We start from the raw sequence: 25246 nt of genomic DNA, 5'->3' as shown, positions 1-25246 counted from the left end.
CGCCTCGGGAGAGGGGGCCAATCGCCAAATACATGCCGCAAACAAGAAAGGGCCGCCCCGATGGGACGGCCCTTTTCCATTCAACCCCGCGACCGCTTAGTAGCGGTAGTGGTCCGGCTTGTACGGGCCGGCGGCGTTGACGCCGATGTATTCGGCCTGCTTGTCGGTCAGGGTGGTCAGCTTGGCGCCGATCTTGTCCAGATGCAGGCGGGCAACCTTCTCGTCCAGGTGCTTGGGCAGGACGTAGACCTTGTTCTCGTAGTTGGCGGCGTTGGTCCACAGCTCGATCTGGGCCAGCACCTGGTTGGTGAAGCTGGCGCTCATCACGAAGCTGGGATGGCCGGTGGCGCAGCCCAGATTGACCAGACGGCCCTGGGCCAGAACGATCAGGCGCTTGCCGTCGGGGAAGACGACCTCGTCGACCTGCGGCTTGACCTCTTCCCACTTGTAGTTGCGGAGAGCCTCGATCTGGATCTCGCTGTCGAAGTGGCCGATGTTGCAGACGATGGCGCGGTCCTTCATGGCGCGCATGTGGTCGAGCGTGATGACATCGACGTTGCCGGTGGCGGTGACGAAGATGTCGCCCTGCGGAGCGGCATCGTCCATCGTCACGACCTGATAGCCTTCCATGGCGGCCTGGAGGGCGTTGATCGGGTCGATCTCCGTCACCAGGACGCGCGCGCCCTGCGACCGCAGCGAGGCGGCGGAGCCCTTGCCCACGTCGCCATAGCCGGCGACCACGGCGACCTTGCCGGCGACCATCACGTCGGTGGCGCGCTTGATGCCGTCGACCAGCGACTCGCGGCAGCCATAGAGGTTGTCGAACTTCGACTTGGTGACGCTGTCGTTCACGTTGATGGCCGGAACCTTCAGCGTGCCCTTCTTCATCATCTCATACAGACGATGGACGCCGGTGGTGGTCTCTTCCGACAGGCCGCGGACGCCGTCCAGCATCTCCGGATACTTGTCGTGCATGATCTGGGTGACGTCGCCGCCATCGTCCAGGATCATGTTCGGGGTCCAGCCATCGGGGCCGCGCAGGGTCTGCTCGATGCACCACCAGAACTCCTCCTCCGTCTCGCCCTTCCAGGCGAAGACCGGGATGCCGGCGGCGGCGATGGCGGCGGCGGCCTGATCCTGGGTGGAGAAGATGTTGCAGGACGACCAGCGCACGGTGGCGCCGAGCGCGGTCAGCGTCTCGATCAGCACGGCGGTCTGGATGGTCATGTGCAGGCAGCCGACGATGCGGGCGCCGGCCAGCGGCTTGCTGTCACCGAACTCGGACCGCAGGGCCATCAGGCCCGGCATCTCGGTCTCGGCGATGGTGATCTCCTTGCGGCCCCAGCTCGCAAGGCTGATGTCCTTGACCTTGTAGTCCGTGAATTCGGCGGCCATGAGGGATGACTCCTGGTGGGCAATGTCGGTCGGGCAGCGGAGTTTCAGGCGAACCGGCTCCCCGGCCCTGCCGCTGTAATTGGCGAAGGGTGTATCAGCGGTTCGGGAACCATGCAAGCATAAAGATATCTTTATGTTTGCGGGGTATGGATGGCGAACCAACCGGCGGACGGATTTCTGTTCCCTTTACGTTCCTCTTGTCCGCGGCTAAGCTGCGGGCATGGATGAGATCAAGCGACCGCCGATCAAGGGCCGCGGCGCGGTGAGCAACGCCACCGGCCGCTTCGAGCGCGACACCCGCGTCCTGACCGACGACGGCTGGACCGGCTATGAGTCCGGCGGGAACGAGGCGCTGAGCGATCCGGTGCGCACCACCGTCTCCCCGGCCTCGGCCAAGTCGATCATCGCGCGCAACGAGTCGCCCGACGTCGCCTTCGACCAGTCGGTGAATCCGTATCAGGGCTGCGAGCATGCCTGCATCTACTGCTTCGCCCGGCCGACCCACGCCTATCTGAACCTGTCGCCGGGGCTGGATTTCGAGACGAAGCTGTTCGCCAAGCGCAACGCGGCGGAACTGCTGGCGAAGGAGCTGCGGGCGAAATCCTATGTTTGCCAGCCGCTGGCGCTTGGCGCCAACACCGATGCCTACCAGCCGATCGAGCGGACGGAGGGCATCACCCGCCGCGTGCTGGAGGTCTGCCGCGACTTCAACCAGCCGGTCAGCATCATCACCAAATCGGCGCTGGTCCTGCGAGACCTCGACATCCTGGCGCCGATGGCGGCGGAGGGGCTGGCCTCGGTGGCGATCTCCGTCACCACGCTGGACCGTGACCTCGCCCGCGTGATGGAACCGCGGGCCAGCACCCCGCCGCGCCGGCTGGAAACCATCCGCACCCTGGCGGAGGCGGGCGTTCCGGTGGCGGTGCTCGCCAGCCCGATGATCCCGGCGCTGAACGACCATGAACTGGAGGCGATTCTGGAGGCGGCGGCCGGGGCCGGGGCGACCGCCGCCAGCTACATCCTGCTGCGCCTGCCGCTGGAGATCGCCACCCTGTTCGAGGAGTGGCTGCGCACCCATGTTCCCAACCGCGCCGACCGCGTGCTGAGCCTGATGCGGCAAAGCCGCGACGGCGCGCTGTACCGCTCCGGCTTCGGCACGCGGATGAAGGGCACCGGTGCTTACGCCGACCTGCTGCGCCACCGCTTCAAGCTGGCCTGCCGGAAGCATGGGCTGGGCGACCGCAACTGGCACCTCGACTGCAGCCGCTTCCGGGTGCCGCCGGCCGCCGGGGACCAGTTGCCGCTCCAGCTGTCGCTGTTGTGACCGTCAGGAGCGGCGGAGCATCTTGCCCAAGGGCGTCAGCGGTTCGGCCGATTTGGAAACGGCCGACAGCGGAAGGCGGCCGGTCGCCAGCATCGCCATCACCAGCGCGGGATGGGCCGGGCCGGCGGTATCCTGGCCGGAATGATCGGCCTGCCCGGTGCCGGCGTCCTCGTTCAACGCCTCGTTGATGCGGGCGAAGGCTTCGATATCGTTGATGTGCAGCATGGTCCGTACCCCTCGGCTTCGACTTTTGTGCGTCGCAGCAAAAACGAAGGTAACAGCTCTGCCCTCGAATGATCTCATGTGCGGCGCTTTGACGCAGCCCTTTTAACGGGCCGGTTCGCGAACCGCCAGCATAAGCCCGAATCCGATCACGAAGAAAGCAAGAACCGTCGCCATGCCGACACGCTGGCTGGCGAAGGCCTGGGTCGCCAGCCCGAACAGCAGCGGGCCGAAGAAGCCGACGAAGCGCCCGGTCAGGCTGTAGAGCCCGAACATCTCGCCCGCCATTCCCGGCGGGGCCAGCCGCGCCATCATCGAGCGTCCCGCCGCCTGCGCGGGTCCGAAGAACAGCCCCAGCCCCAGCGCGAAGACCCAGAACCACAGCCGCTCGGTCGCCAGCAGCAGCGGCACGCTGCAGATCGACATGCCGGCCAGCGCGATCAGGATCACCGGCTTGGCCCCCGCCCGGTCGTCCATCCAGGCGAAGCCGATGGCCCCCGCCCCCGCCACCACGTTCAGCACGATGGCGAAGACCAGGATCTCCTCGAAGCTCATGCCGAAGGTGCCGGCGGCGAAGATGCCGCCGAAGGCGGTGATGGTGTTGATGCCGTCGCGGTAGAAGGCGCTGGCGATCAGGAAACGCATCACCTGCCGGTAGCGCCGGGCCTCCCGCAGCGTGGCAACCAGCGTCGCCACCCCGTCACGCGCCGCCCGCAGCAGCCCTTGGCCGGTGGAGGGCTCGTCCGGCACCCACAGGAAATAGGGCAGCGCGAACAGCCCGTACCACGCGGCGGCCAGCACCGCGGTGGCGCGGACATTGGCCTGCTCGCCCCAATCCGCCCATTCCACCCCCAGCAGGCCGAACAGCGGCGCCGGCGCCTGGACGAAACCGACCAGCGCCAGAACGAGGCAGGTCAGCCCGCCGAAATAGCCGATGCCCCAGCCCCAGCCCGACACCCGGCCCAGCAGCCGCGGCGGCACCAGCCCCGGCAGGGTGGCGTTGTAGAAGACGTTGGCCAGTTCGAACGACACGGTGGCGATCACCACGCAGACGAGCGCGAAGGCGGCATCGGCCGGATCGGGCCTGACCCACCAGAGCGCCAGGGTGAAGGCCACGGTCAGCCCGGTGAACAGCGCCATCCAGGGCTTGCGCCGTCCCGCCCGGTCGGCGACGGCGCCCAGCACCGGGCTGAGCAGCGCGATGGCGACGCCGGCCGCGGTCATGGCGGCTCCCCACTGCGCGGTGCCCTCCACCGGATCGCCGATCACGCCGCGGGCGAAATAGACCGAGAAGACGAAGGTCGTGATGATGGTGTTGTAGGCCGAATTCGCCCAGTCGTAGAGACACCAGGAGGCGATGGCGCGTCTGGAGGGGGAGGCTTCGCTCAAACGCCCTCACCCCCCGTCAACCCGTCGATCCCGAAGGAGATCTGGTTGTTGTCGTAGCGGGCGACGATGCGCAGGCGGTCGCCGGCCGACAGCGTGATCGGCTTTTCGAGGAAGGTCATCGCCTGCTTCCAGTGGTTGGTGCGGGCGCGGCTTTCCGACTTGTAGACCACCTCGTCGTCCATGAAGAGGTCGAACCAGAAGGCGACGCCGTGGCAGGTGCCGCCGGTGACGATGGTCACGTCGATCACCCGCTCGCCCTCCTCCGGCATGTTGCGGGTGAAGTCGAAATCCAGCGCGGTGAAGGGTTCGGACAGCGGGGTGTGGGCGTCGGCGCCGAGGTCTATCTGCTGGTAGCCGGGGGAGCGGAAGACGTCGAAGCTGCCCATGTCGAAACCGTCGATGGTCTCGACCGGGTTGATGCGGGCCAGTTCCGGCGTCTCGACCAGCATGGCGTAGACGGTGGAGGCGCGCGGGATGATGGCGCCGCCCGGCTTCACCAGATGGGTGCGGGCATGCTGCAGGACCGACAGCATGCGCGGGGCCAGCATGCCGATGTTGATCAGTTCCGACACGAAGACGTCGGCCTTTTCCGGCAGGTCGCCGCACTCCCCCACCGTCAGCTGGGTCGACAGGCGCGGCACCACGTCGATGCGGTCGGCATAGCCGTTGCGCGCCACCGTCTCCTTGGCGACGCGGGCCAGGATCGGGTTGACCTCGCAGGTCACCACCTTCCTCGCCCCCGCGCGTGCCGCCATCATGGCGACGATGCCGGAGCCGGTGCCGATCTCCAGCACCAGCGAACCGGGCTTCACCGCCCGTTCCAGCGACTGCTTGTAGGCTTCGTTCCGCTCGAAATCGTTGATCATCGGCAGATGCCAGCCGGGCACCGCGTTGGAATAGATCAGCCGGCGGGTGAACTTGACCATCGGGTGGTCGGGCGCCTGCTCGCGCGCCGCCTCGATCACCTCGATGGCCTCGGCGGCACGGTCCAGGCTCTGCAGCACATGGGCGAGGCCGACCTGGGCCGGGACGAAACGCGGGGCGGCGGCCAGAACGATGCGGAACTCCGCCTCCGCCTCCGCCAGCCGGCCGCGGGTGGAGAGCAGTTCGGCCAGGCTGTAATGGACGTCGAGATAGTCGGGAGCCTGCTCCAGCGCGGCGCGGAAATGCTGCTCCGCCTCCTCCAGATCGCCCAGCTCCCGCAGGGTGGCGGCGAGGAAATGGTGCATCTCCGGCGCTTCCGCCCGGAGGCCGAGCGCGGTGCGGAAGCAGTCCGCCGCCTCCTCCAGCCTTGCCTGCACCTTCAGCGCGTTGCCGAGGTTGCCGTGCAGTTCCGGCAGGCGCGGGTTGATGGCGAGGCCGGCGCGGAACGCCTCCTCCGCCTCCGCCGCGCGGCCCTGCTGGAAGAGCAGGCTGCCGCGGCTGTTGTGGAAGGACGGGTCGTTGCCGTTCTCCGCGATGGCCTGGGCGAACAGGGTCAGCGCATAGTCGGGATGGTCGGTGTGGGCGGCGACCAGCCCCAGCAGATGCAGCGCCTGGGCATTGTGCGGATCCGTCGCCAGGATCGCCCGGCAGGCATCCTCCGCCCCCGCCAGATCGTTGCCGCGGAAACGCTTGGCCGCTTCCATCAGAGTCGGGGCGGGGGTGTCGGTCATCGCTGCGGCTCCAGGGGACGGCGGGAACACGAAAAGATCGCCGCACCATACCGGGAATTGCGGCTCCGCTACAGCCTTTCGATCTTGGGCGCCGGACGCGGGACGCACACTCCCCCCTACCTCTCGCCCTGCCCCTCGCCAGTGTTCTCCCAGCCCCAGCGGCTCCAGGCGCCGTCGAGGAAGGCGGTCAGGCGCGGGCCGGCGGGAAGGCCGGAACAGGACAGCAGCGACGGGGCGACGCGGCCGGCGCCGCGGGTCCACCACAGGCTGGCATCCCTCCCCAGCGGGCCGGACAGGCGGTTCAGCAGGGCGCGGGTGGCGGGGCTGACGCGCTCCGGCTCCGGGCGGCCGAGGATGGCGAGGCGGGCCGGCAGCCCCTCCACGTCGGCGCCGGCGCGGCAGGCGTCCGCCGCCAGCGCCTCGGCACGGGACAGCCACGCGGCACAGGCGGCGGGGGTGTCGGCGATGTCGAAGCCGGCGGGCAGGCCGGCGGCGATGGTGAAAGGATAGCTGCGGCCGACACGGTCGGCGCTGGGCATCCACACCCCCACCAGCGGGGCGGCGCCGCACAGGCCGGCGGACAGGGCGAAGCGCCAGACCGGACCCTGAGCGAACAGCGAATCCCATTCGCCGCCCAGCCGCCGCCCGGCCTCGCCCAAGGCGGCCGACAGCCAGCGGTCCCAGGGGCCGAGAACCGCCGCCGGCAGGCCATGGCCGACGAAATCGCCGCGCGCCGGCACCTTGCCGTGGAAGCCCATCACCGGCACCGGATCGGCGCCGCGCGGCGTGCCGAACGATCCCATCATCGCAGCCCCATCATGGCGACGGAGCCCCGCCGGGCTGGGCCATGGGCTGAACCGCGGAATGGGGAACAGATTGGGCCAGCACCTCCTCGACGCGGGCGGCCAGCGCCTCGTCGGGCGGGACCGGGGCGAAGCCGACGGCGAACAGCGCGGCCAGATGGTCGCCCAGCGCGCGGCGGCGCGCCTCGTTGTCCGGGCCGGGCAGCGTGCGCTGCCAGTCCAGCGCCACCCATTCCGCCAGCGCGCCGGCATCCATCGGCTCCGCCCCGCCGACCATGCGGTAGACGCGCAGGGTCTGGCGCAGCTGGTCGGGCAAGGCCCAGTCGGCGCGCAGCCGCTCCTCCAGCCGCAGGGCGATGCGGGCGAGGAACTGGCTGCGCAGGGCGCGGCGGTAGGCCTCCTGCGCCGGGCCGGCGATGCGCGCCCCCTGATACAGCCCGCCGGCCAGCGCCGGGTCGATCCAGCCCCGAGACCCGTCGAAGGCGAATGGAAGGGCGCGCAGGGCATCCAGCGCCGGCAGGATCGCCGCCGGGTCGGCATCCTCCACCCGCGCCAGCGACAGCGGCGGCGTGTCGAGCGGCAGCAGCGCCGCCTCCACCGCCGCGGCCCCGGCATCGGCGCGCTCCAGCAGGGCGGCGTTGCCGCGGGCGCTGACCAGCCACCAGCCGCCGACCACAAGGCCGAGCATCAGCGCGGCGGCGGCGGACAGGGCGCTCCGGCGGCGGCGGGCGCGCTCCACCGCCCGGTCGGTCCGGGCGAGGTTGGCCTCGGGGAAGACGACATCCGGCAGCAGGCGGTCGAGGAAATAGGTGGAGGCGCGGACGGCCGGGTCCGGCTCCAGCAGGGCGAGCGCCCCGCCGGTCTGGGTGGCGCTGGTCAGGTAGAGGCCGCGCAGGCGGGGCGTCTCCTCCCCGTGTTCGGAGCCGAAGACGGTGTCGACGATGTCGGCCAGCGCCGGTTCCAGTTCCGCCACCCGCAGCGGCAGGACGAAGGCGTCGCCGCGGCGGCGCAAATCCGGTTCCTGGTGCAGCCGGTCGAGCAGCCGTTCGTCCAGCCGCCGCACCAGCCCGGCATAGAGATCGCGGAACACCGGCAGCGGGCTGCCGGCCGACTTGATAGGCGACTTGATAGCTGACTTGATGGCCGATTTGGGGGCCGGCTCGTCCACCGGCAGGGTCAGTCCCCAGATCTGCGACCGCGCCTCGCGGTCCAGCGGATCGAAGAAGGTGGTGAAGCCGTCCAGCAGGTCGGCCTTGGTCAGCAGCAGATAGACCGGCAGCCGCACCCCCAGCTGCACGCGCAGCTCGTTCAGGCGCTGGCGGATCAGGATGGCGTGGTTGCGCCGCTCCGCCTCGTCCCAGCTTGCCAGGTCCGGCAGGCTCAGCGTCAGCAGGACGCCGTTGGCGGGCTGGAGCGGCCGGTGCTCCTTCAGCAGGTCGAGCAGGCCGGACCACACCCGCCCGTCCACCGCGCGCCGGCTGTCCTGGGTGGTATAGCGGCCGGCGGTGTCGATCAGCACGGCGCGGTCGGTGAACCACCAGTCGCAGTTGCGGGTGCCGGCCAGGCCGGCCAGCGGTTCCACGACGCTGCCATCCGCCGCGGCGGCTCCGAAGCCGGCATTGGCCAGCGCCGTCGTCTTGCCCGAACCGGGGGCGCCGATCACCAGATACCAGGGCAGCTGGTAGAGGTAACGGCCGCCGCGCCGCTTGCGCAGCCGCGCCAGCACCGCGTCCATCCGCTTGCGAACCGTGGCGATCTCTTCAAGCGAGGCCTTCAGCTCGGGATCGCGGGTGGCGGCCAGGGCTTGCAGCAGGCGGGAGTTGGCGGCGCGCTCGCGGGCGTCGATGCGGCGGTTGACCGCCACCCATGCGGCGAGCGCCAGGACGAGCGGCAGCAGCCGGACGCTCCAGTCGGCCTGGACGGTCGGCAGCAGATGGGGGGCCAGCGCCGCAGCCAGCCGCGGCAGCAGCAGCCAGCCGGCCAGCCCCAACGCCAGCGCGCCGGTCAGCGACAGCGCCCAGCGGGTGCGGGCGGAACGGTGCGGCGACGGGACGGCGGCGGGCCTGCGGCGGCGCCTGGACGGTTTGGCGCCTGCCTTTGCGGGACGGGGATCGGCCATGGCGGGCGCCCTATTGCGGATAGAGGCGGATGTCGATCCGCCGGTTGGCGTCGCGCCCGGCGGGCGTGTCGTTCAGGGCGACGGGCTCCCGGTCGCCACGGCCCTCGGCCGACAGGCGGTCGGGGGCGATGCTGCGCTCCAGCAGCTTGCGCACGGCTTCGGCGCGGGCGTCGGTCAGGGCCTGGGCGGTGGGCAGCCGGCCCGCCGCCGGGGTCTGGTCGTCGGTATGGGCGACCACCAGGACGCGGCCGGGCTCCGCCGCCAGGGTCTGGCCCACCCGTTCCACGATGGCGCGGTGGCGGGCCTTCACGGCGTCGCCGCCGGTGGCGAACATCGCCGCCGCGGGGATGCGGATCACCAGGGCGCCGTCCTCCCCCGCCAGAATCTCGACGGCGCCGATGCGTCGTTCCGGGGCGAGCTGGCCGGTGATGCGGGCGATCAGGGCGGGGCCGGCGGTGGGCGGCGGCGGCGGGACCATCCGCGCGATCTCGATCGGGCGGTCGGGCAGCAATGCTACGATGCGGGCCGCCACCGGCTCCGCCTGCCGGTCGAGGGTGCCGGCGAGATGGACATAGAGGCCGGACAGGCCCAGCGCGACCGCCGCCCAAAGGATCCAGCCGGGCAAGGCAGCGCCCAAGCCGCGCCCCAGCGGACGGAACGGCTCCGTCACCCCGGCCCAGGCCGGCGACAGCTCCGCCGCCACGTCGCCGCGGGCGCGGCGCAGGATGCGGTACAGCTCGTCGCGCAGGCGGGCGAGGTCGTGGGCGCCGCCGGGCTTGTCGCGGAACCGCCCCTCGAAGCCCAGCGACAGGCAGGCGTAGAACACTTCCAGCGCATGGCGGTGGCGGCGCGGGTCGCCCAGCATGCCGTCGAGCAGGTCGAAGAAGCGCACCCCGGCACCGGGCTCCGCCACCGCCGCCCCGCCATGTCCGGCGGCGCGGGCGATGTCGTCCAGCGTGGCGGACAGCGCGACACGGGCGGCGGCGATGTCCTCGGCGTCGAGGCCGGCGGCGGCGGCCTCGCGGCCGAACCGCTCCAGAGCCGCGGCGGCGGCGGCCCGCGGCGGGTCGGCGAGGGCGCGGTCGCGGAAGGTTCCGGCCAGCGCCAGCACCGGGGCGGCGACGGTCAGCAGCGGGTTGAGGGAGTCGCGGGGGCGCGAAGGCGGATCGGGGGTGCCGGCGGCGGGCGGCGGGGCGGCCTCCGCCAGCAGTTCCGCTCCGTCCAATCTCTCGTCCGCCTGCATGTCTCGTCCGCTGTCGGGGAAATTCGGGGGGAGGTATAGCAGCGTCGGGGCGGTGTGGGGAACCTGGGGGGTGGCGGCTCCGCTACGGCCCCTCCCCTACCGCACGCCGCTGTTGCTGTAGTCGTACTGCACCCGCGGCGCGGTGCCGGAGGGGATGGACGGGCTGCCGGCGATCTTCTCGATCAGCGACCCGATCCCGCCGCCCGACCTCTCCTCGGCGGAGGCGACCGGAACGCCGCCCTGCGGCACCGCGCCGGGCGGCGGCGTCCAGGCGGGGGCTCCGTCCAGGCCGGGAAGCGGCCGGGCCGGCTTGCCGGCGTGGGCGTCCATCATGAAGTCGCGCCACAGCCTGGCCGGCAGGCTGCCGCCGGTGACCTTCTTCATCGCGTCGTTGTTGTCGTTGCCGAGCCACACCCCGGCGACCAGATCGGCGGTGAAGCCGACGAACCACGCGTCGTGATAGTCCTGAGTGGTGCCGGACTTGGCCGCCGCCGGGCGGTTCAGCCGGGCGCTGCGGCCGGTGCCGTAATCCAGCACGCCGCTCATCATCTGCGTCAGCCGCACCGCATGGGCCGGATCGACCACCGCCCCGCCGCCGCCGCCCTGGCGCCGATAGAGGACAGTGCCGTCGCGGCTCCTGATCTCGGTGATTGCATAGGCCCAGACCGGGGCGCCGCGGTTGGCGATGCCGGCATAGGCGCGCACCAGTTCCAGCGGCGTCACCTCGCTGGTGCCGAGCGCCAGCGACAGGTCGCGGGTCAGCGGCGAGGCGATGCCGAGATTCGACGCGATGCGCCGCACCCGGTCGGTTCCGACCCGCTCCGTCAGCCGCGCCGTCGCCGTGTTGGACGAATAGGCCAGCGCCGCGGCCAGGGTGATGCTGCCGCGATACTTGCCGTCATAGTTGCCGGGGCTCCAGGTGCCGAACTGGACCGGCCCGTCCTCGATGGCGCTGTCGGGCGACCAGCCGGCCTCCAGCGCCGCCAGATAGACGAAGGGCTTGAAGGCGGAGCCCGGCTGGCGCATCGCCTGGGTGGCGCGGTTGAACTCGCTGCTGTCGTAATCGCGCCCGCCGACCAGCGCGCGCACCGCGCCGTCGGGGCTCATGGCGACCAGGGCGCCCTGGCGCACGTTGGCGGCGGCGCCGGGACCGGCCAGCAGCGCCTCCAACCGCTGTTCGGCGGCACGCTGCATCTTCAGGTCCAGCGTGGTGCGGACGATCACGTCGCCATGGTCGGGACCGGCGAAGCCCGACACCAGATCGGTCACCCAATCGGCGAAATAGCGGCCGTCGCCGCGCGGCTTGCGCCTGGGCGAGGGCTTGGCGGCGCGGGCCGCCTCGTACTGCGCCTGGGTGAGATAGCCGGCGTCCAGCATCGCCGCCATCACCACCCGCGCCCGCTCCGCCGACTCATCGGGGTTGGAACTGGGGGAGTAGCGCGACGGCGCCTTCAGCAGGCCGGCGAGCACCGCCGATTCGCGGATGTCGACCGCCGTCGCCGGCTTGCCGAAATAGGTGCGGGCGGCGGCGTCCACCCCGAAGGTGCCGGCGCCGAGATAGACGCGGTTCAGGTAGGCGGTGAGGATCTGGTCCTTGGAGAAGCGGCTCTCCAGCCAGAGCGCCAGCATCGCCTCCTGGATCTTGCGCTTCAGCGACTTCTCGGGCGTCAGGAACAGGTTCTTGGCGAGCTGCTGGGTGATGGTGGAGCCGCCCTGCACCGCCCGGCCGGCTTGCCAATTGACGTAGACGGCGCGCGCCAGGCCCAGCGGGTCGATGCCGAAATGGCTGTAGAAGCGACGGTCCTCGATCGCCAGTACGGCGTCCACCAGATGCGGCGGCAGGTCGCGCACGCTCAGCGTCGTGCCGTGCAGGTCGCCGAAGCGGGCGAACTCCGTCCCGTCGGCGGCCAGCACGGTGACGGAGGCGCGGCGTTCGAACTGCGCCACCTTGGAGATGTCCGGCAGGTCGAGCGCGAACCAGGCCAGCACCGCGCCCAGCCCGATGCCGCACCAGATGGCGGCGACCAGCCCCCCCTGCACCAGCCGCCTGCCCCATCCTCCCCCCTTGCGGGGCGGCTGCGGCGCCCGGCCGGGGCGCCCGGCGGGCGGGACCGGCGGCTGCGGCGGCTGGGAGCCGCCGGACCGGCGGACGGACGGCTTGGACGAGCGGAGCTTGGGCAAGGAGATCCTTGGCAGGGTGAAGGACGGCAATGTGAAGGACGGCAGGCCGGAGCGGCGGCGCGGCCGACGGACCTGCTTGTAGGGCGTCGGCGGAGGAGCGGCCGACGGCGGCGTCTTGCGGCGGCGCTTGCCGCGGCCGAGCGACGCCAGCGCCGCGGACGCGATGTCGCGGGCAAGGCTGCGGGCGATGGCACCGGCGGACAGCCGGCCCGACAGCTTGTCCAGCGGCGACGGGTCTTCGCGGGTGCGGACAGGGCGGGGGCCGGCATAAAGCTGACCCGTCCGGTGCTGCTCCGTCATGTGGTCCGGTCGGTCGGCTGTCACGGCGCGCTCGCAAAGCCCTGTCGGATGGGGAGGGTTTCAGTCGGTGTCTTGCCGGGAGACACTCCCCGCAATGGTCCTCATACGCCCACACCCGCTTCGCCGGAAGACCGGCGGCGGCCCGGCGATTATTTGTCCCGCGACCGTGGCGAAAGGATGACGCTATCCGCAATTTCGAGATGGAGAATCGCGAAGGAGAAGGGGGCGTTATGACGGCTCTATGAAGTTTGTCGGAGGCCCGACTTCCGGCATGGACGGGGCAGTTTCGTCTCAGGCACACTTCGCGCCTTGAGCGGGGCCGCGCCATCGGCCGAAACGCCAGCCCGTCTGAACGCCAGCCGTTCAAACGCCAAACAAGAGCCAGGGAGACCGGACGCCATGTCCAAGACCGAGAACGCCCAGGTCGATCACGCCAAGACCGAGACCCAGCGGTCCAGCGCCGAGACGCAGCGCGCCGCCAAGAGCTTCACCCGCCGCCTGCTGCTGCAGAGCGCGGCGGCGGCGGCCGGCGTCGCCTCGGTCGGTCCCTTCGTGCTGCGCGAGGGCCGCGCCGCGTCGGGGTCGGTGAAGATCTTCTCCTGGGCCGGCTACATCAGCCCGGACATGCTGGCCGATTTCGAGAAGAAGACCGGCGTCAAGGCGACCCTGACCGAATACGGCACCAACGACGAGCTGCTGAACCAGCTGAAGGCCACCGGCGGCGCCGGCTTCGACATCATCCACCCCACCGTCGACCGCGTGCCGAACTATGTCGAGTACGAGCTGGTGCAGCCGCTCGACGAATCGAAGGTGAAGTGGGACGGCTGCCTGAAGTCTTCGGTCGAGGGATCCGCCGGAATGGGCGGCGTCGTCGGGGCCAATCGCTATTTCGCCCCGGCCGACTGGGGGACGGAGGCGCTGGCCTTCGACATGAACAAGGCGCCGCTGGCCTACGGCACCGCCAGCTACGGCGATCTGTGGACGCCGGCCAATGCCGGCAAGGTGACGGTGCGCGGCCATTCCTCGCTGATCGGCATCGCGCTGTGGCTGGAAAGCCAGGGCAAGCTGCCTCACCCCGTCCGCGACCAGTTCAAGGACGAGGCCAAGGCGCGCGCCAACTTCGACGCCATCCTCAAGGTGGCCGCCGCCAACAAGAAGTCGGTCGCCCAGTTCTGGACCAACGAGAACGAGGCCCAGGGCGCCTTCCGCACCAACGGCTGCGTCATCGGCCAGACCTGGGACAGCAGCGCCGTGGCGCTGCGCAAGGAAGGGCTGCCGATCCGCTTCGTCGCGCCGAAGGAGGGCGCTCTCGCCTGGATGGAGGGCTTCGCCATCCCGAAGAAGGCGGAGAACCTGGAGAACGCCTATGCCTGGATCAACTGGTTCTACACGCCGGAGGCGGGCGCGCTCTACACCAACCATTCCGGCATCGCCAGCACCTCGGTCGGCGCCGAGGCGCATCTGACCGACCTGAACAAGCAGTTCTTCGCCGACGCCTATCCGGGCGACGCGCTGCAGAAGCTGTGGTGGTGGCCGATCCAGGAGGCGTGGTACGTCTCCATCCGCAACGAGTACCAGGATCGCTTCCTGGCGGCGTGATCGGCATACAGCAGGGGCCATGAGCCAAGACGTCCAACTCGACCATGTCACCATGCGGTTCGGCGACACCGTCGCCGTCCGCGACGTGTCGCTGACCATCGGCGCCGGGGAGTTCTTCAGCTTCCTCGGCCCCTCGGGCTGCGGCAAGACGACCATCCTGCGCATGATCTCCGGCTTCATGGAACCGACGGCGGGCGTCATCCGCATCGGCGGCAGGGACATGAAGGGGATCGGGCCGAACAAGCGGCCGACCGCGCTGATCTTCCAGAACCTGGCCCTGTTCCCGCTGATGACGGTGGCGGACAACATCGGCTTCGGGCTGGAGGTGCGCGGCGTGCCGGCGGCCGACCGCCGCCGCCGGGTGCGGGAGCTGCTGGAACTGGTGGCCCTGCCCGACACCGCGGACAAGCGGGTGACCGACCTGTCCGGCGGCCAGCGCCAGCGCATCGCCATCGCCCGCGCGCTGGCGGTGGAACCGGCGGTGCTGCTGCTGGACGAACCGCTGTCGGCGCTGGACCTCAAGCTGCGCCAGCATATGCGGGCGGAGCTGCGCGAGCTTCAGAAACGCACCGGCGTCACCTTCATCTACATCACCCACGACCAGGGCGAGGCGCTGACCATGTCCGACCGGATCGGCGTGATGTCGCGCGGCGTGCTGGAACAGGTGGGCGACGGCAAGACCATCTACGACCACCCGGAAACCGCCTTCGTCGCGTCCTTCGTCGGCGAGTCGAACCGCTTCGCCGGCCCGGTGGTCGAAGCGGCGGAAGGCTGGGCGGTACTCGACACCGCCTTCGGCCCTTTGCGCGGGCGCAACCCGCGGGGGCTGGCGGTGGGCGAGCGCGCCACCCTGTTCGTCCGGCCGGAACGGCTGACTCCCGGCGGGAACGGCAACGGCCTGAGCGGCAATGGCCCGAGTGGCAGTGGCCCGGGTGAAAACGGCCTGAGCGCCCGCGTCAGCCACAGCGACTTCGAGGGCGCCTTCGTCAACGCCTTCCTCGACGGCGGGCTGACCGTTCAGATGCCGCATCTGGGCCAGGAACCCGTCTTCGTCCCCGGCGAGACCGTGCGGCTGGGTTTCCGGGCTACCGACGCGGTGGTTCTGCCGACGGGGTAAGGAACTCCCAAGAAAATAAAGCGCACAAACGAAAACGCCCCGGCCAATCGGCCGGGGCGTTTCGCATTGGGAAGACTGTGCCGTCAGTCGGGCCGTCAGTTGGCCTGCTGGATCGCCGACAGCTGCCACTGGCCGCCGCGCGGGCGGACGAAGGTCCACAGCTCCGTCGCTTCGGTCGGCTGCGAGGCGTTGCCCTCCACCACGCGGCCGCTGGCGCGCTCCACCGTGGTGTCGATCAGCGAGAAGCGCATGGCGACGGTGGCGTACTCCTGCGCCCCTTCGCGCCAGCCCTCGGCCAGATCGCCCTGCAGCAGGCGGACGTCGCTGATCTGGTTGACCACGCCGCGGTTGCGGTTCTCGGTCAGGTCTTCGGTGAAGTAGGCCAGCATCTCCGGCGTCGTGGCGGCGCGCAGAGTGTCCACATCCTCACGCCCGTAGGCGGTCTGGACGGTGACGAGCAGGCGCTCGAACGCCTCGAAGTCGGCCGGCTGGATGCCGACCTCGTCGGAAGCCTGACGGCGCTGGGCCGGACCGGCATTGCCGCCGCCCATCGGGGCGCCTCCGACCGGGTTGTATCGGACGTCGGCCGCGTCGCGGTTCATCTGGCCACCCTGCGGGCCGCCAGCATAGGCCGGGCCGCCGCCCATCTGGTTGCCCATCGAGCCGAGCGGGCCGCCGGGCGCCGCGGTCTTCGCCGTCTGCGAGCGGTTGCGGAAGAAGCGCATGGCCAGACGGACCAGGAAGACGACCAGCAGGATCTGCAGGATGAAGCCCAGGATGCCGGCGAAGCTGCCGAGACCCTCGAAGAAGCCGCCGCCGAACAGCATCGCGCCGATGCCGGCGCCGATCAGGCCGCCCATCAGGCCCGACATGAAGCCGCCGCCGAAGAAGCCGCGCGAAGGCGCCGCCGCCGGAGCGGTGGCCTGCGAGCCGGGGCGCTGCGCGCCCGGAGCCGCCGCCGGGGCGGCGGAGCGCTCCATCGGCGAGACCGCGTTGGGCGCGGTGGAGGTGGCGGCCGGCGCCTCGGTCGTGCGGCTGCCGCGGCTGCCCGAGGAACTGCTCTTGCCGGCGCGGGCGTCGGCGGTGCCGGCAGCCAACGCCATCACCAGCGCAACCGCCACGGCGGTGGCGGCGCGGGCCCCGCGCATCTTGGTGGAGGTGGCGGAAAGGCTCGAAGGTCGGGTCTTCTCGCTCATATTCGTGCTCGCTTGTCGCATCTGGTCGGTTTTCCAGCCTTCCCACATGGGGGTGCCGGCCACCCGGTTTAAGAGGCGGTCTCACTTTTTTCCAGCAACAATCGGTACCGCTGCTCAATCAGTTTCATTCTGCAGCGCAGCATCCATCAGGGGATCGCCCTTCAGGGCGTCGATCGCCCGCCGGTCGCGCTTGGTCGGGCGCCCGGCGCCGGGCTGTTGCACCGGCGCACGGTAGGGATCCTGCAGCCGCTCCTCCGGCACCGGCCGGGCGAGATCCTCGTACAGCGCCTGGGCCTCCGGCGCCGGTCCGCGGCGGCTGCCCAGCGCCACCACCTTGATGACGCGGATGTGCCGCCCCTGGGCGAAGGTCAGCACGTCGCCCGGCTTCACCGACGCATGCGCCTTGGTCACCACCGCCCCCGACAGCCGCACGCCCCCGTCGTTGCACAGCTTGGCGGCAAGGCTGCGCGTCTTGAAGAAGCGCGCGTACCAAAGCCACTTGTCGAGCCGCAGCCGGCCGGGAGTGGAGTCGTCGGTGTCGGTGTTGCCGGCAGTGTTGCTCATGGGCGTTTCCGTCGGTTGATTTCGTTCATTATCCGTGGGGTTGTCATGCCCCCTCCCCAACCCTCTCCCGCCCTTGGCGGTGGAGGGGAGAGCCCCTCACATCCCCGACAGCTGCCGCAGCTTGGCGAACGGGTGGTCCTCGTTCGTCGGCCGCTCCCGCCGCTGCCGGTTTCCCTGGCGTTGCCCCTGCGGACGCTTCCGCTTCCAGGTCACCGCCCCGTCCTCGCCTTCGGCGCGCACATAGCCGAGCCCGCTCAGCACCGCGCCCAGCTCCTCCGCCGACAGGCCGACGCGCTGGCCGAGCGCCACCTCGCGGATCGGCGCATTCGCCTTGGACGCCGTCAGCAGTTCCGTCTCCAGCCGGTCGAGCATGTCGACGCGCAACGCCCGGCCGCCGGCCAGCGGATAGCCGATGGCTTCCCAGAAGGCGGGCGGCGCGCCGCCGTCCTTGACCGAGGGCGCCTCCACAGACACGCGGCCGGGCGGCGGGATCGGCACCGGCAGCGGATGCCCCTTCGACACCGCCCACAGCAGCCCGCGCAGACTAACCGCCGCCGGCTTGGCCAGCGCCGTCAGATAGAGGTGCGACACGCCCAGCCGGACACCCAGCCTGCCCAGCGTCCTGCGGTCCTCGCGCTCCAGCTGTTCGACCATGGCGGCGACGGGTGCGCGCGGCAGAACGCCCAGCCCTTCCACCAGCTGGAAAGCCACCCCGCGGCCGGGGCCGGACAGCCCCTCCGCGGCGGACAGGGCGAACAGCGGTTTCAGCCGGGCGGCGATGTGGTCCTTCAGCCAGCGGTCCAGCCGCGCCCGCACCCGCTCGCGCTGGGCCTGGTCCAGCATGCCCTCGTCGAACGGCACCACCAGCGGCGTCAGCACCGACGGCCCGGCGGCCAGCCGCGCCACCGGCAGATCGTCGGCGCTGAGCACCCCGTCCGGCCCAAGGGCGAAGACATCGTCGGGCTCGGCCTCGAAGGCGCGCAGGCGCTTGGCCAACTCGTCGCGCAGCGCCCGGCGGGCGGCGGTCAGCAGCGACTTCGCCTCGTCGGAGCGGTCGGGCGCGTCGGGGACGAAGCGGAAGCCCTCCAGCCGCCCCACCACATGCCCCTCCACCACCACCTCGCCGTCGGCGCGCACGCCGCCCAGCAGCGAGCGCCCGTCCTTCAGCGTGCGGGCCAGCGTGGCGGAGCGGCGGTCGATGAAGCGCTGGGTCAGCCGCTCGTGCAGGGCGTCGGACAGCCGGTCCTCGATGGCGCGGGTGCGCTCCTGCCAGTGCAGCGGGTCCTTCAGCCAGGTCGGCCGGTTGGAGATGTAGGTCCAGGTGCGGATATGGGCGATGCGGGCGACCAGCGCGTCGATGTCGCCCTCGGTCCGGTCGAGCCGCGAGATCTGCTTCGCCACCCAATCGTCGTCGAGCCGGCGCAGGGGCCCCCGCAGGCTGCGGAAGACCTGGGCCAGCAGCTTGGTGTGGGCGTCGGACAGCACTTTGCGGAAATCGGGAACCTGGCAGACCTCCCACAGCAGCTTGACCGCATCGCGGCCGCGCGCGAGGTCCATGATCTCCGGATCGCGCACCAGCGCCTGCAGGGCCAGGTGGTCATCGGCCTCGCGCACGCGGCTCAGTTCCGGGATCGGCGCCCGTTCCTCCAGCGATTTCAGCAGGAAGCCCGGCGTGTCGAAGCGGAGCGCGCTGTTGCGCCAGGACAGCGCCTTGACCGTCTCGAACTCGTGGTTCTCGACGCGGCTGACCAGATCGGCGTCCAGTTCCCCCACCTCGTCGGTGGTGCCGAAGGTGCCGTCGCGCATGTGGCGGCCGGCGCGGCCGGCGATCTGCGCCACCTCGGCGGGGCGAAGCCGGCGCGGGGCGAAGCCGTCGAACTTGACGATGCGGGCGAAGGCGACATGGTCGACGTCCATGTTCAGCCCCATGCCGATGGCGTCGGTCGCCACCAGATAATCCACCTCCCCCGCCTGATAGAGCCCGACCTGCGCGTTGCGCGTGCGCGGGCTGAGCGCCCCCAGCACCACGGCGGTGCCGCCGCGCTGGCGCCGGATCATCTCGGCGATGGAATAGACGTCGGTGGCGGAAAAGGCGACGACGGCCGAGCGCGGCGGCAGCCGCGTCAGCTTCTTGTAGCCGGCATAGGTCAGCTGGGAGAAGCGCGGCCGGCTGATGAACTCCGCCTTCGGCACCAGCCGGCGGATCATCGGCTGCATCGAATCGGAGCCCAGGACCATCGTCTCGACCATGCCGCGGGCGTTCAGCAGCCGGTCGGTGAAGATATGGCCGCGCTCGGGATCGGCGCAGAGCTGGATTTCATCGACCGCCAGGAAATCGACGGCACGGTCCAGCGGCATCGATTCGACGGTGCAGACCCAATAGGACGGGTTGGGCGGCAGGATCTTCTCCTCCCCCGTCACCAATGCGACCGCGTTCTTTCCCTTGATCGAGACGATGCGGTCGTAATTCTCCCGCGCCAGCAGGCGCAGGGGAAAGCCGATCATGCCGGACCGGTGACCGAGCATGCGCTCGATCGCCAGATAGGTCTTGCCGGTGTTGGTCGGCCCCAGCACGGCGACCACACGGCCCCCGCGCCCGAGACCGCCGCCCGCCGAAGCGTGAGAGGACGTCATGGTGTTAAGCTTTGGGGTGCGGAAGCCCGCAATGCAAGCGGCGGCTTGTCTTTATCCCCTTCCCTCTCCCGAACGACAAAGGCCGCCGAATGGGAATTCGGCGGCCTTCAGTCTCACGGCGGCTGCGGTGGGGGGCTTGGGGTCGCCGCCGGGAGCCTGTCCTTTTCTGTTACGTCGGTTCCCGGGTTACTGCTGCGGTGCCGGTGCCGGTGCCGGGCCCGGGCCCTTTCCCGGACCCATCCCACCCGGCCCCATTCCACCGGGACCCATGCCGTGATGGCGCGGGCCGCCCATGTGCTTGCCCATGTAACCGCCCATGCCGCCCATGCCCTGGCTCAGCATGCGGTCTGCCTGCTTCTGCTGGTCGGGCGTCAGCTGGGCGTAGAGGTCGGTCAGGGCCGGGCGGACGGTCTGGACCTGCTGCAGGCGGGCCTGCATCATCTGCTCGGCACGCTCCAGGCGCTGCGGCAGGGCCGCCGGGCGCGGGGCGTCCTTGAACTTCACGCAGAGGTCCTGCGTCGGCTTCAGGCTGGAGCGGGCGGCGTCGGCGAACTTGGTCCAGGCGGCGCGCTGCTGTTCGGTGATGTTCAGCTTCTTCTCCGCATAGGCCAGCCTGCCGGCCATACGGGCCTCCTGGTCATCGCACATGCGGGCGAATTGGCGGTCGGGGCCGGGACCGCCAGCCTGCGGGCCACCGGCCGGACCACCGGCCGGGCCCCCCTGGGCGAAGGCCGGAACGGCCATGCCGAGACCGGCGACCAGCAGGGCGGACGTCAGAAGGGCGCGTTTCATGGTGACAACTCCTCAGTATTTGAACCGTGGATCACGGCGCTGACGAAACCCCGGATTTGAAGGGGGTTATTTCGTTGGGACGTTGCCGGCTGCATTGCCGCCGCTGTCCCGGTGAACAGACAATGGGCGCCGAACGTTGCGGTCGAATGTCCGCAAACCGGTCATTTGGTAACAGAGTGTAACCGCCGGCCATCCCGTAACCCGCCGTTACACATTTCCCCTTCACGCCCACCGCGCCTCGCCCGATCATGGGAGCCATGGACCGCACACCCCACCTCCTCGTCGTCGACGACGACCGCGAAATCCGCTCCCTCGTCGCCCAGTTCCTGACCAAGCACGGCTTCCGGGTCACCGGGGTCAGGGACGGGGCGGAAATGATACGCACGCTCGACGGCGCCCGCGTCGACCTGATCGTGCTGGACCTGATGTTGCCGGGGGAGGACGGGCTGTCGCTCTGCCGCCGCCTGCGCGCCGCGCCTCAGACGGCGCAGACCCCCGTCATCATGCTGACCGCCATGGGGGAGGAGACCGACCGCATCGTCGGGCTGGAGATGGGGGCCGACGACTATCTGGCGAAGCCGTTCAGCCCGCGCGAACTGCTGGCCCGCATCAAGGCGGTGCTGCGCCGCGTCGCCGCCCCGCCGGTGGCGGGCGCCCCGGCGGCGGCCGGCGCGGTGCTGCGTTTCGAAGGCTGGTCGCTCGATCTCACCAAGCGGGAACTGCGGTCGCCCGACGGCGTGCTGGTCCAGCTGTCGGCCGGTGAATACGACCTGCTGGTCGCCTTCGCCGAGCATCCGCAGCGGGTGCTGACCCGCGACCAGCTTCTGGATCTGGCGCGCGGCCGCTCGGCGGTTCCCTTCGACCGTTCCGTCGACGTGCAGGTCAGCCGTCTGCGCCGCAAGATCGAACCCGACCCGGCCGAACCGACCCTGATCAAGACCGTGCGCGGCGGCGGCTATCTCTTCACCCCGTCGGTGACCAGCGGCAGCGCGGCGCCATGACCGCCCGGCCGGACGACATGACCGGAAAGCCCAAGGCGCCGCATCGCCCGTCGGTCCGCCGCCGCGCCTTCCGCCGCCTGGGCCTCCGCTTTCCCGACAGCCTCGCCGCGCGCATCGCGCTGACGGTGGTGCTGGCGCTGCTGCTCACCCAGGCGATCAGCGCGCTGGTCTATCTGACCGACCGCAGCGAAGGGCCGCCGATCCATGGGCCGAACGTGCTGGTCCAGCGCATCACCGCCATCGTCCAACTGGTGGAAAGCACCCCGCCGCAGGGCCGCGGGCGGGTGGTGCGCGCCATCGACGATCCGGTCCTGCGGGTGGAGTGGCGCGCCGACCGGCCGCCCCCGCTGCCGGAGGAGACCTATTCCGGCCGCCGGTTCGACGGGCTGAAGCGCCGGCTGCGCGAGTCGCTGGACTCGCCCGACCGCAACATCCTGGTGGAGGTCCAGCGCCCGCCCCATGGCGAAGCCCGCGATGACGGCAACAACCATCACCCGCCCGCCATGGGCGACGAGTACCGGCGCTGGGGGCCGCATGTCCGGCTGTCGGTGCGGCTCGGCGATGGGTCGTGGCTCAGCTTCACCGGCGGCGATCCGCTGGCCGGCCCCTTCGGCATCGTCCGCTTCCTGTTCTGGATGGGGGCGGTGGTGGCGGTCATCCTGCTGGTCTCGCTGCTGGCCGCCCGGCGGGTGACCGCGCCGCTAGCCGGTTTCGCCGCCGCCGCCGAACGGCTCAGCGTCGACGGCGAGGCCCAGCCCCTGCCCGAGGAGGGCCCGCGCGAACTGCGCGCCGCCACCCGCGCCTTCAACCGGATGCAGGCGCGGCTCGCCCGCTTCGTCGCCGACCGCACCCAGATGCTGGCGGCGATCAGCCACGACCTGCGCACGCCGATCACCCGCCTGCGCCTGCGCGCCGAGCTGGTCGACGATCCGGAGATGCAGCGGCGGATGCTGGCCGACCTGGACGAGATGGAAGCGATGATCTCCGCCACGCTGGCCTTCTCCCGCGACGATGCCCAGCGCGAGCCGCGCGTCCGCTTCGACCTTGCCGACCTGCTGCAGAGCCTGTGCGACGACCGCGTCGATGCCGGCCACCGCGCCGTCTATGACGGTCCCGCCCATGTGGTGGCGGAAGGCCGCCCGGTGGCCCTGCGCCGGGCCTTCGCCAACCTGATGGACAACGCGATCAAGTATGGCGGCGGCTTCACCTTGCGGCTGGCGGAGGGAGCGGGCATGGACGGGCAGGCTTCCGGCCGGCAGGCCCGCATCCACATCGACGACGACGGCCCCGGCATCCCGGAGGCGGAGTTCGAGAAGGTCTTCGCCCCCTTCTACCGGCTGGAACGCTCGCGCTCCCGCGATACCGGCGGCGTCGGGCTGGGCCTGTCCACCGCCCGCAGCATCATCCGCGGCCATGGCGGCGACGTGACCCTGTCCAACCGCGACAGAAGCGATGGGGGCGGCCTGCGCGCGACGGTGACCCTGCCGCTCTGATATCGGCGGTCATTGATGATCGCCGGTATCCATGCCGACTGGCACGGCGGCGCACCGCGATTGATCGGCAACCCATATTGGCGGGGGCAAGTCGAATCTTGCGCCCGACGATATCGAACGATTGTCAGCTTTCGAGCATCCGGCGCAACAGTTCAACGTCTTCGGCGAAGGACGGATCGGTGGCGCGCAGTTCGTCCACCTTCTTGACCGCGTGCATGACCGTGGTGTGGTCGCGGCCGCCGAACTTGCGGCCGATCTCCGGCAGGGAGCGGGCGGTCAGCTGCTTGGCCAGATACATGGCGATCTGGCGCGGGCGGGCCACCGCGCGGGCGCGGCGGGCGGAATGCATGTCGGCGACGCGGATGTTGTAATGCTCCGCCACCCGCTTCTGGATCTCGTCGATGGTGACGCGGCGGTCGTTGGCGCGCAGCAGGTCGTGCAGCACCTCCTGCGTCGTCTCCAGCGAGATGGAGCGGCCGACCAGCTCGGCATGGGCGACGATGCGGTTCAGCGCCCCTTCCAGCTCGCGCACGTTGGACGTGATCTTGTGGGCCAGGAACTCCAGCACCTTCAGCGGGATGCTGGCCTGGAGCGCGTCGGCCTTGGCCTGGAGGATGCCCAGCCGCAGTTCGTAGGTGGTCGGGTGGATATCGGCGACCAGCCCCCAGCCGAGGCGGGAGCGCAGCCGCTCCTCCATGCCTTCCAGGTCGGACGGGCTCTTGTCGGCGGAGATGATGACCTGCCGGTTCTGGTCGACCAGCGCGTTGAAGGTGTGGAAGAACTCCTCCTGCGTGGAGTCCTTGCCGCTGATGAACTGCACGTCGTCGATCATCAGCACGTCGACCGAGCGGAACTGCTGCTTGAAGGCCATGGTGTCCTTGAAGCGCAGCGCCCGGATGAACTGGTACATGAACTTCTCGGCCGACAGGTACAGCACCTTGCGGTTCGGGTCGTTCTTGCGGATCTGCCAGGCCAGCGCGTGCATCAGGTGGGTCTTGCCCAGCCCGACTCCGCCATAGAGGAACAGCGGGTTGAAGGTCACGGTGGTGGCGTCGGCGACGCGGCGGGCTGCGGCATGGGCCAGTTCGTTCGGCTTGCCGACGACGAAATTCTCGAAGGTGAAGCGCGGGTCGAGCGCGGCGGACAGGTCGGACCGGTCCTCCAGGATCGCCGGGACGGCGTTCGGCGATTCGTCCGACGCCCCGCCATAGGAAGCCGAGGTGTAGACGGTCGACGGGGCAGAATCCGCGGCAAGGCCGCCATCGGCCGGACGCGGGGGCGGTGCCGGACGGGGCGCCGGGCGCGACTCGGCGAAACGGGAATCTTGGGCGCCTTGGGCACGGGGCGCCGGAGCGGGGCGGCCGTCGCCGTTGTCGTCATTGTCGGCGACCAGCGCCGCGGGCGGGTTGGTGGAGGCGACGATGACGTCGATCGACTGGACTTCCGGATTCTCGCCGGACCAGAGGGCGCGGATGCGGTCGGCATAGTGGGTCAGCACCCAGTCGCGCATGAAGCGCGTGGGCACGACGATGCACACCTCGCCGCCGACAAGGCTGGCGACGGACAGCGGCTGAAGCCAGCTCCGGTAGGCGATCTCGCCCACCTCTTCCTTCAGGCGTCCGCGAATGCGCGCCCACTGCTGATCCAACGACACGCCGACCGACATGCTCCCTTACTCCCGCTCCTTCCCCCCGGCCAGCCCCCACCGCCGAGGCGGCGCGGGAGCGACCCCGCGGCCGGGACAGCCGGCACCGGTGCCGCACACACCGAAGATGTGTCCGCCGACTGGTGCCCCGGCCGCCCGCCTGGTCCCGCCCGGACGAATCCAGGCAGGGTTGACCCCGAACGGAACATTATACCCAAAACGCACACGCATGAGTCGACGGGATTGTAAATCCCGCCCCAAGCGCGACAGCTTGTAAGTAAAAGAAGATCGTGCGATCGACCGGGACTCAACAAGCCCCGATCCTGCGTAAGACCTTCAGTATTTCACTTCTGTGTTCGGCCGGCCACAGAGTGTTGCATCACCCCATTTGGCTCTGCCGAATTGGAGCAAAAGTCTAACCATACCAACGAAATCTGGCAATGGGACAGATGGCGAACGGCCTAAAAAGATAAAAACCATCGTTCTAACCACAAGGCCGATCCCGAATCTCATAAGCGCGCCTAACAACAATCTAAGACAATTGTCGATTACCCATACATTTACTTTAAACGCA

Annotated in this window: 18 protein-coding genes; 5 read left to right on the top strand and 13 right to left on the bottom strand. The window is 70.3% G+C overall.

Annotation, left to right across the window (positions count from 1 at the left end):
- Positions 1-96: 96 nt before the first annotated feature.
- Positions 97-1395: an adenosylhomocysteinase gene (ahcY, locus tag DM194_RS12550; RefSeq protein WP_111067603.1), complete on the bottom strand. Its 1299-nt coding sequence runs from the start codon at positions 1393-1395 to the stop codon at positions 97-99.
- 220 nt (positions 1396-1615) lie between these two features.
- On the opposite strand from ahcY, the gene DM194_RS12545 reads away from it, so the two are divergent.
- Entirely contained in the window at positions 1616-2719 is a 1104-nt protein-coding gene (locus DM194_RS12545; RefSeq protein WP_111067602.1) for a PA0069 family radical SAM protein, read from the top strand.
- Between the two features lie 3 nt (positions 2720-2722).
- On the opposite strand, the gene DM194_RS12540 is transcribed toward DM194_RS12545, so the two are convergent.
- From DM194_RS12540 to DM194_RS12510, 7 genes are all read right to left on the bottom strand, one after another.
- Positions 2723-2944, bottom strand: coding sequence for a hypothetical protein (locus tag DM194_RS12540; protein WP_111067601.1), 222 nt, complete (start codon positions 2942-2944; stop codon positions 2723-2725).
- Between the two features lie 102 nt (positions 2945-3046).
- Positions 3047-4330, bottom strand: coding sequence for an MFS transporter (locus DM194_RS12535; protein WP_111067600.1), 1284 nt, complete (start codon positions 4328-4330; stop codon positions 3047-3049).
- Positions 4327-5985 carry a tetratricopeptide repeat protein gene (locus DM194_RS12530; protein WP_111067599.1) on the bottom strand — a complete coding sequence of 553 codons (1659 nt, stop codon included), beginning with the start codon at positions 5983-5985 and terminating at the stop codon, positions 4327-4329. The genes DM194_RS12535 and DM194_RS12530 overlap by 4 nt, the downstream gene beginning before the upstream one ends.
- Positions 5986-6101: 116 nt before the next feature.
- Positions 6102-6791, bottom strand: coding sequence for a type VI secretion system-associated protein TagF (tagF, locus tag DM194_RS12525; RefSeq protein WP_246024221.1), 690 nt, complete (start codon positions 6789-6791; stop codon positions 6102-6104).
- A gap of 10 nt (positions 6792-6801) precedes the next feature.
- Entirely contained in the window at positions 6802-8907 is a 2106-nt protein-coding gene (gene tssM, locus DM194_RS12520) for a type VI secretion system membrane subunit TssM (RefSeq protein ID WP_111067598.1), read from the bottom strand.
- A gap of 10 nt (positions 8908-8917) precedes the next feature.
- Positions 8918-10150, bottom strand: a complete 1233-nt coding sequence (gene icmH / locus DM194_RS12515) for a type IVB secretion system protein IcmH/DotU (protein ID WP_111067597.1) — start codon at positions 10148-10150, stop codon at positions 8918-8920.
- A 96-nt stretch (positions 10151-10246) separates the two neighbouring features.
- Positions 10247-12655 carry a transglycosylase domain-containing protein gene (locus tag DM194_RS12510; protein WP_111067596.1) on the bottom strand — a complete coding sequence of 803 codons (2409 nt, stop codon included), beginning with the start codon at positions 12653-12655 and terminating at the stop codon, positions 10247-10249.
- A gap of 375 nt (positions 12656-13030) precedes the next feature.
- Between DM194_RS12510 and DM194_RS12505 the strand changes: the two genes are divergently transcribed.
- Positions 13031-14230 carry an extracellular solute-binding protein gene (locus DM194_RS12505; RefSeq protein ID WP_176581385.1) on the top strand — a complete coding sequence of 400 codons (1200 nt, stop codon included), beginning with the start codon at positions 13031-13033 and terminating at the stop codon, positions 14228-14230.
- A 19-nt stretch (positions 14231-14249) separates the two neighbouring features.
- Positions 14250-15347 (top strand): ABC transporter ATP-binding protein, encoded by a 1098-nt coding sequence (locus DM194_RS12500; protein WP_111067595.1) that lies wholly within the window; start codon positions 14250-14252, stop codon positions 15345-15347.
- 95 nt (positions 15348-15442) lie between these two features.
- On the opposite strand, the gene DM194_RS12495 is transcribed toward DM194_RS12500, so the two are convergent.
- The 4 genes from DM194_RS12495 to DM194_RS12480 form a co-directional block, all read right to left on the bottom strand.
- Entirely contained in the window at positions 15443-16543 is a 1101-nt protein-coding gene (locus DM194_RS12495) for a Tim44 domain-containing protein (RefSeq protein WP_111067594.1), read from the bottom strand.
- Positions 16544-16657: 114 nt separating this feature from the next.
- Positions 16658-17107 carry an RNA-binding S4 domain-containing protein gene (locus tag DM194_RS12490; protein ID WP_111067593.1) on the bottom strand — a complete coding sequence of 150 codons (450 nt, stop codon included), beginning with the start codon at positions 17105-17107 and terminating at the stop codon, positions 16658-16660.
- A 96-nt stretch (positions 17108-17203) separates the two neighbouring features.
- Positions 17204-19741 carry a helicase-related protein gene (locus DM194_RS12485; protein ID WP_111067592.1) on the bottom strand — a complete coding sequence of 846 codons (2538 nt, stop codon included), beginning with the start codon at positions 19739-19741 and terminating at the stop codon, positions 17204-17206.
- Between the two features lie 186 nt (positions 19742-19927).
- A complete protein-coding gene (locus tag DM194_RS12480) occupies positions 19928-20533 on the bottom strand; it encodes a Spy/CpxP family protein refolding chaperone (protein ID WP_111067591.1) in 606 nt (201 codons plus the stop codon).
- Positions 20534-20790: 257 nt separating this feature from the next.
- On the opposite strand from DM194_RS12480, the gene DM194_RS12475 reads away from it, so the two are divergent.
- Both DM194_RS12475 and DM194_RS12470 read left to right on the top strand, forming a co-directional pair.
- Positions 20791-21534 (top strand): response regulator, encoded by a 744-nt coding sequence (locus tag DM194_RS12475; protein WP_111067590.1) that lies wholly within the window; start codon positions 20791-20793, stop codon positions 21532-21534.
- Positions 21531-23027, top strand: a complete 1497-nt coding sequence (locus tag DM194_RS12470; protein ID WP_111067589.1) for an ATP-binding protein — start codon at positions 21531-21533, stop codon at positions 23025-23027. The genes DM194_RS12475 and DM194_RS12470 overlap by 4 nt, the downstream gene beginning before the upstream one ends.
- A 124-nt stretch (positions 23028-23151) precedes the next feature.
- On the opposite strand, the gene dnaA is transcribed toward DM194_RS12470, so the two are convergent.
- Positions 23152-24693, bottom strand: a complete 1542-nt coding sequence (dnaA, locus tag DM194_RS12465) for a chromosomal replication initiator protein DnaA (RefSeq protein WP_111067588.1) — start codon at positions 24691-24693, stop codon at positions 23152-23154.
- Positions 24694-25246 lie beyond the last annotated feature (553 nt).

This window comes from Azospirillum ramasamyi (assembly GCF_003233655.1).
GTDB classification, from domain to species: domain Bacteria; phylum Pseudomonadota; class Alphaproteobacteria; order Azospirillales; family Azospirillaceae; genus Azospirillum; species Azospirillum ramasamyi.
This window is presented reverse-complemented; position numbering and strand designations above follow the sequence as displayed.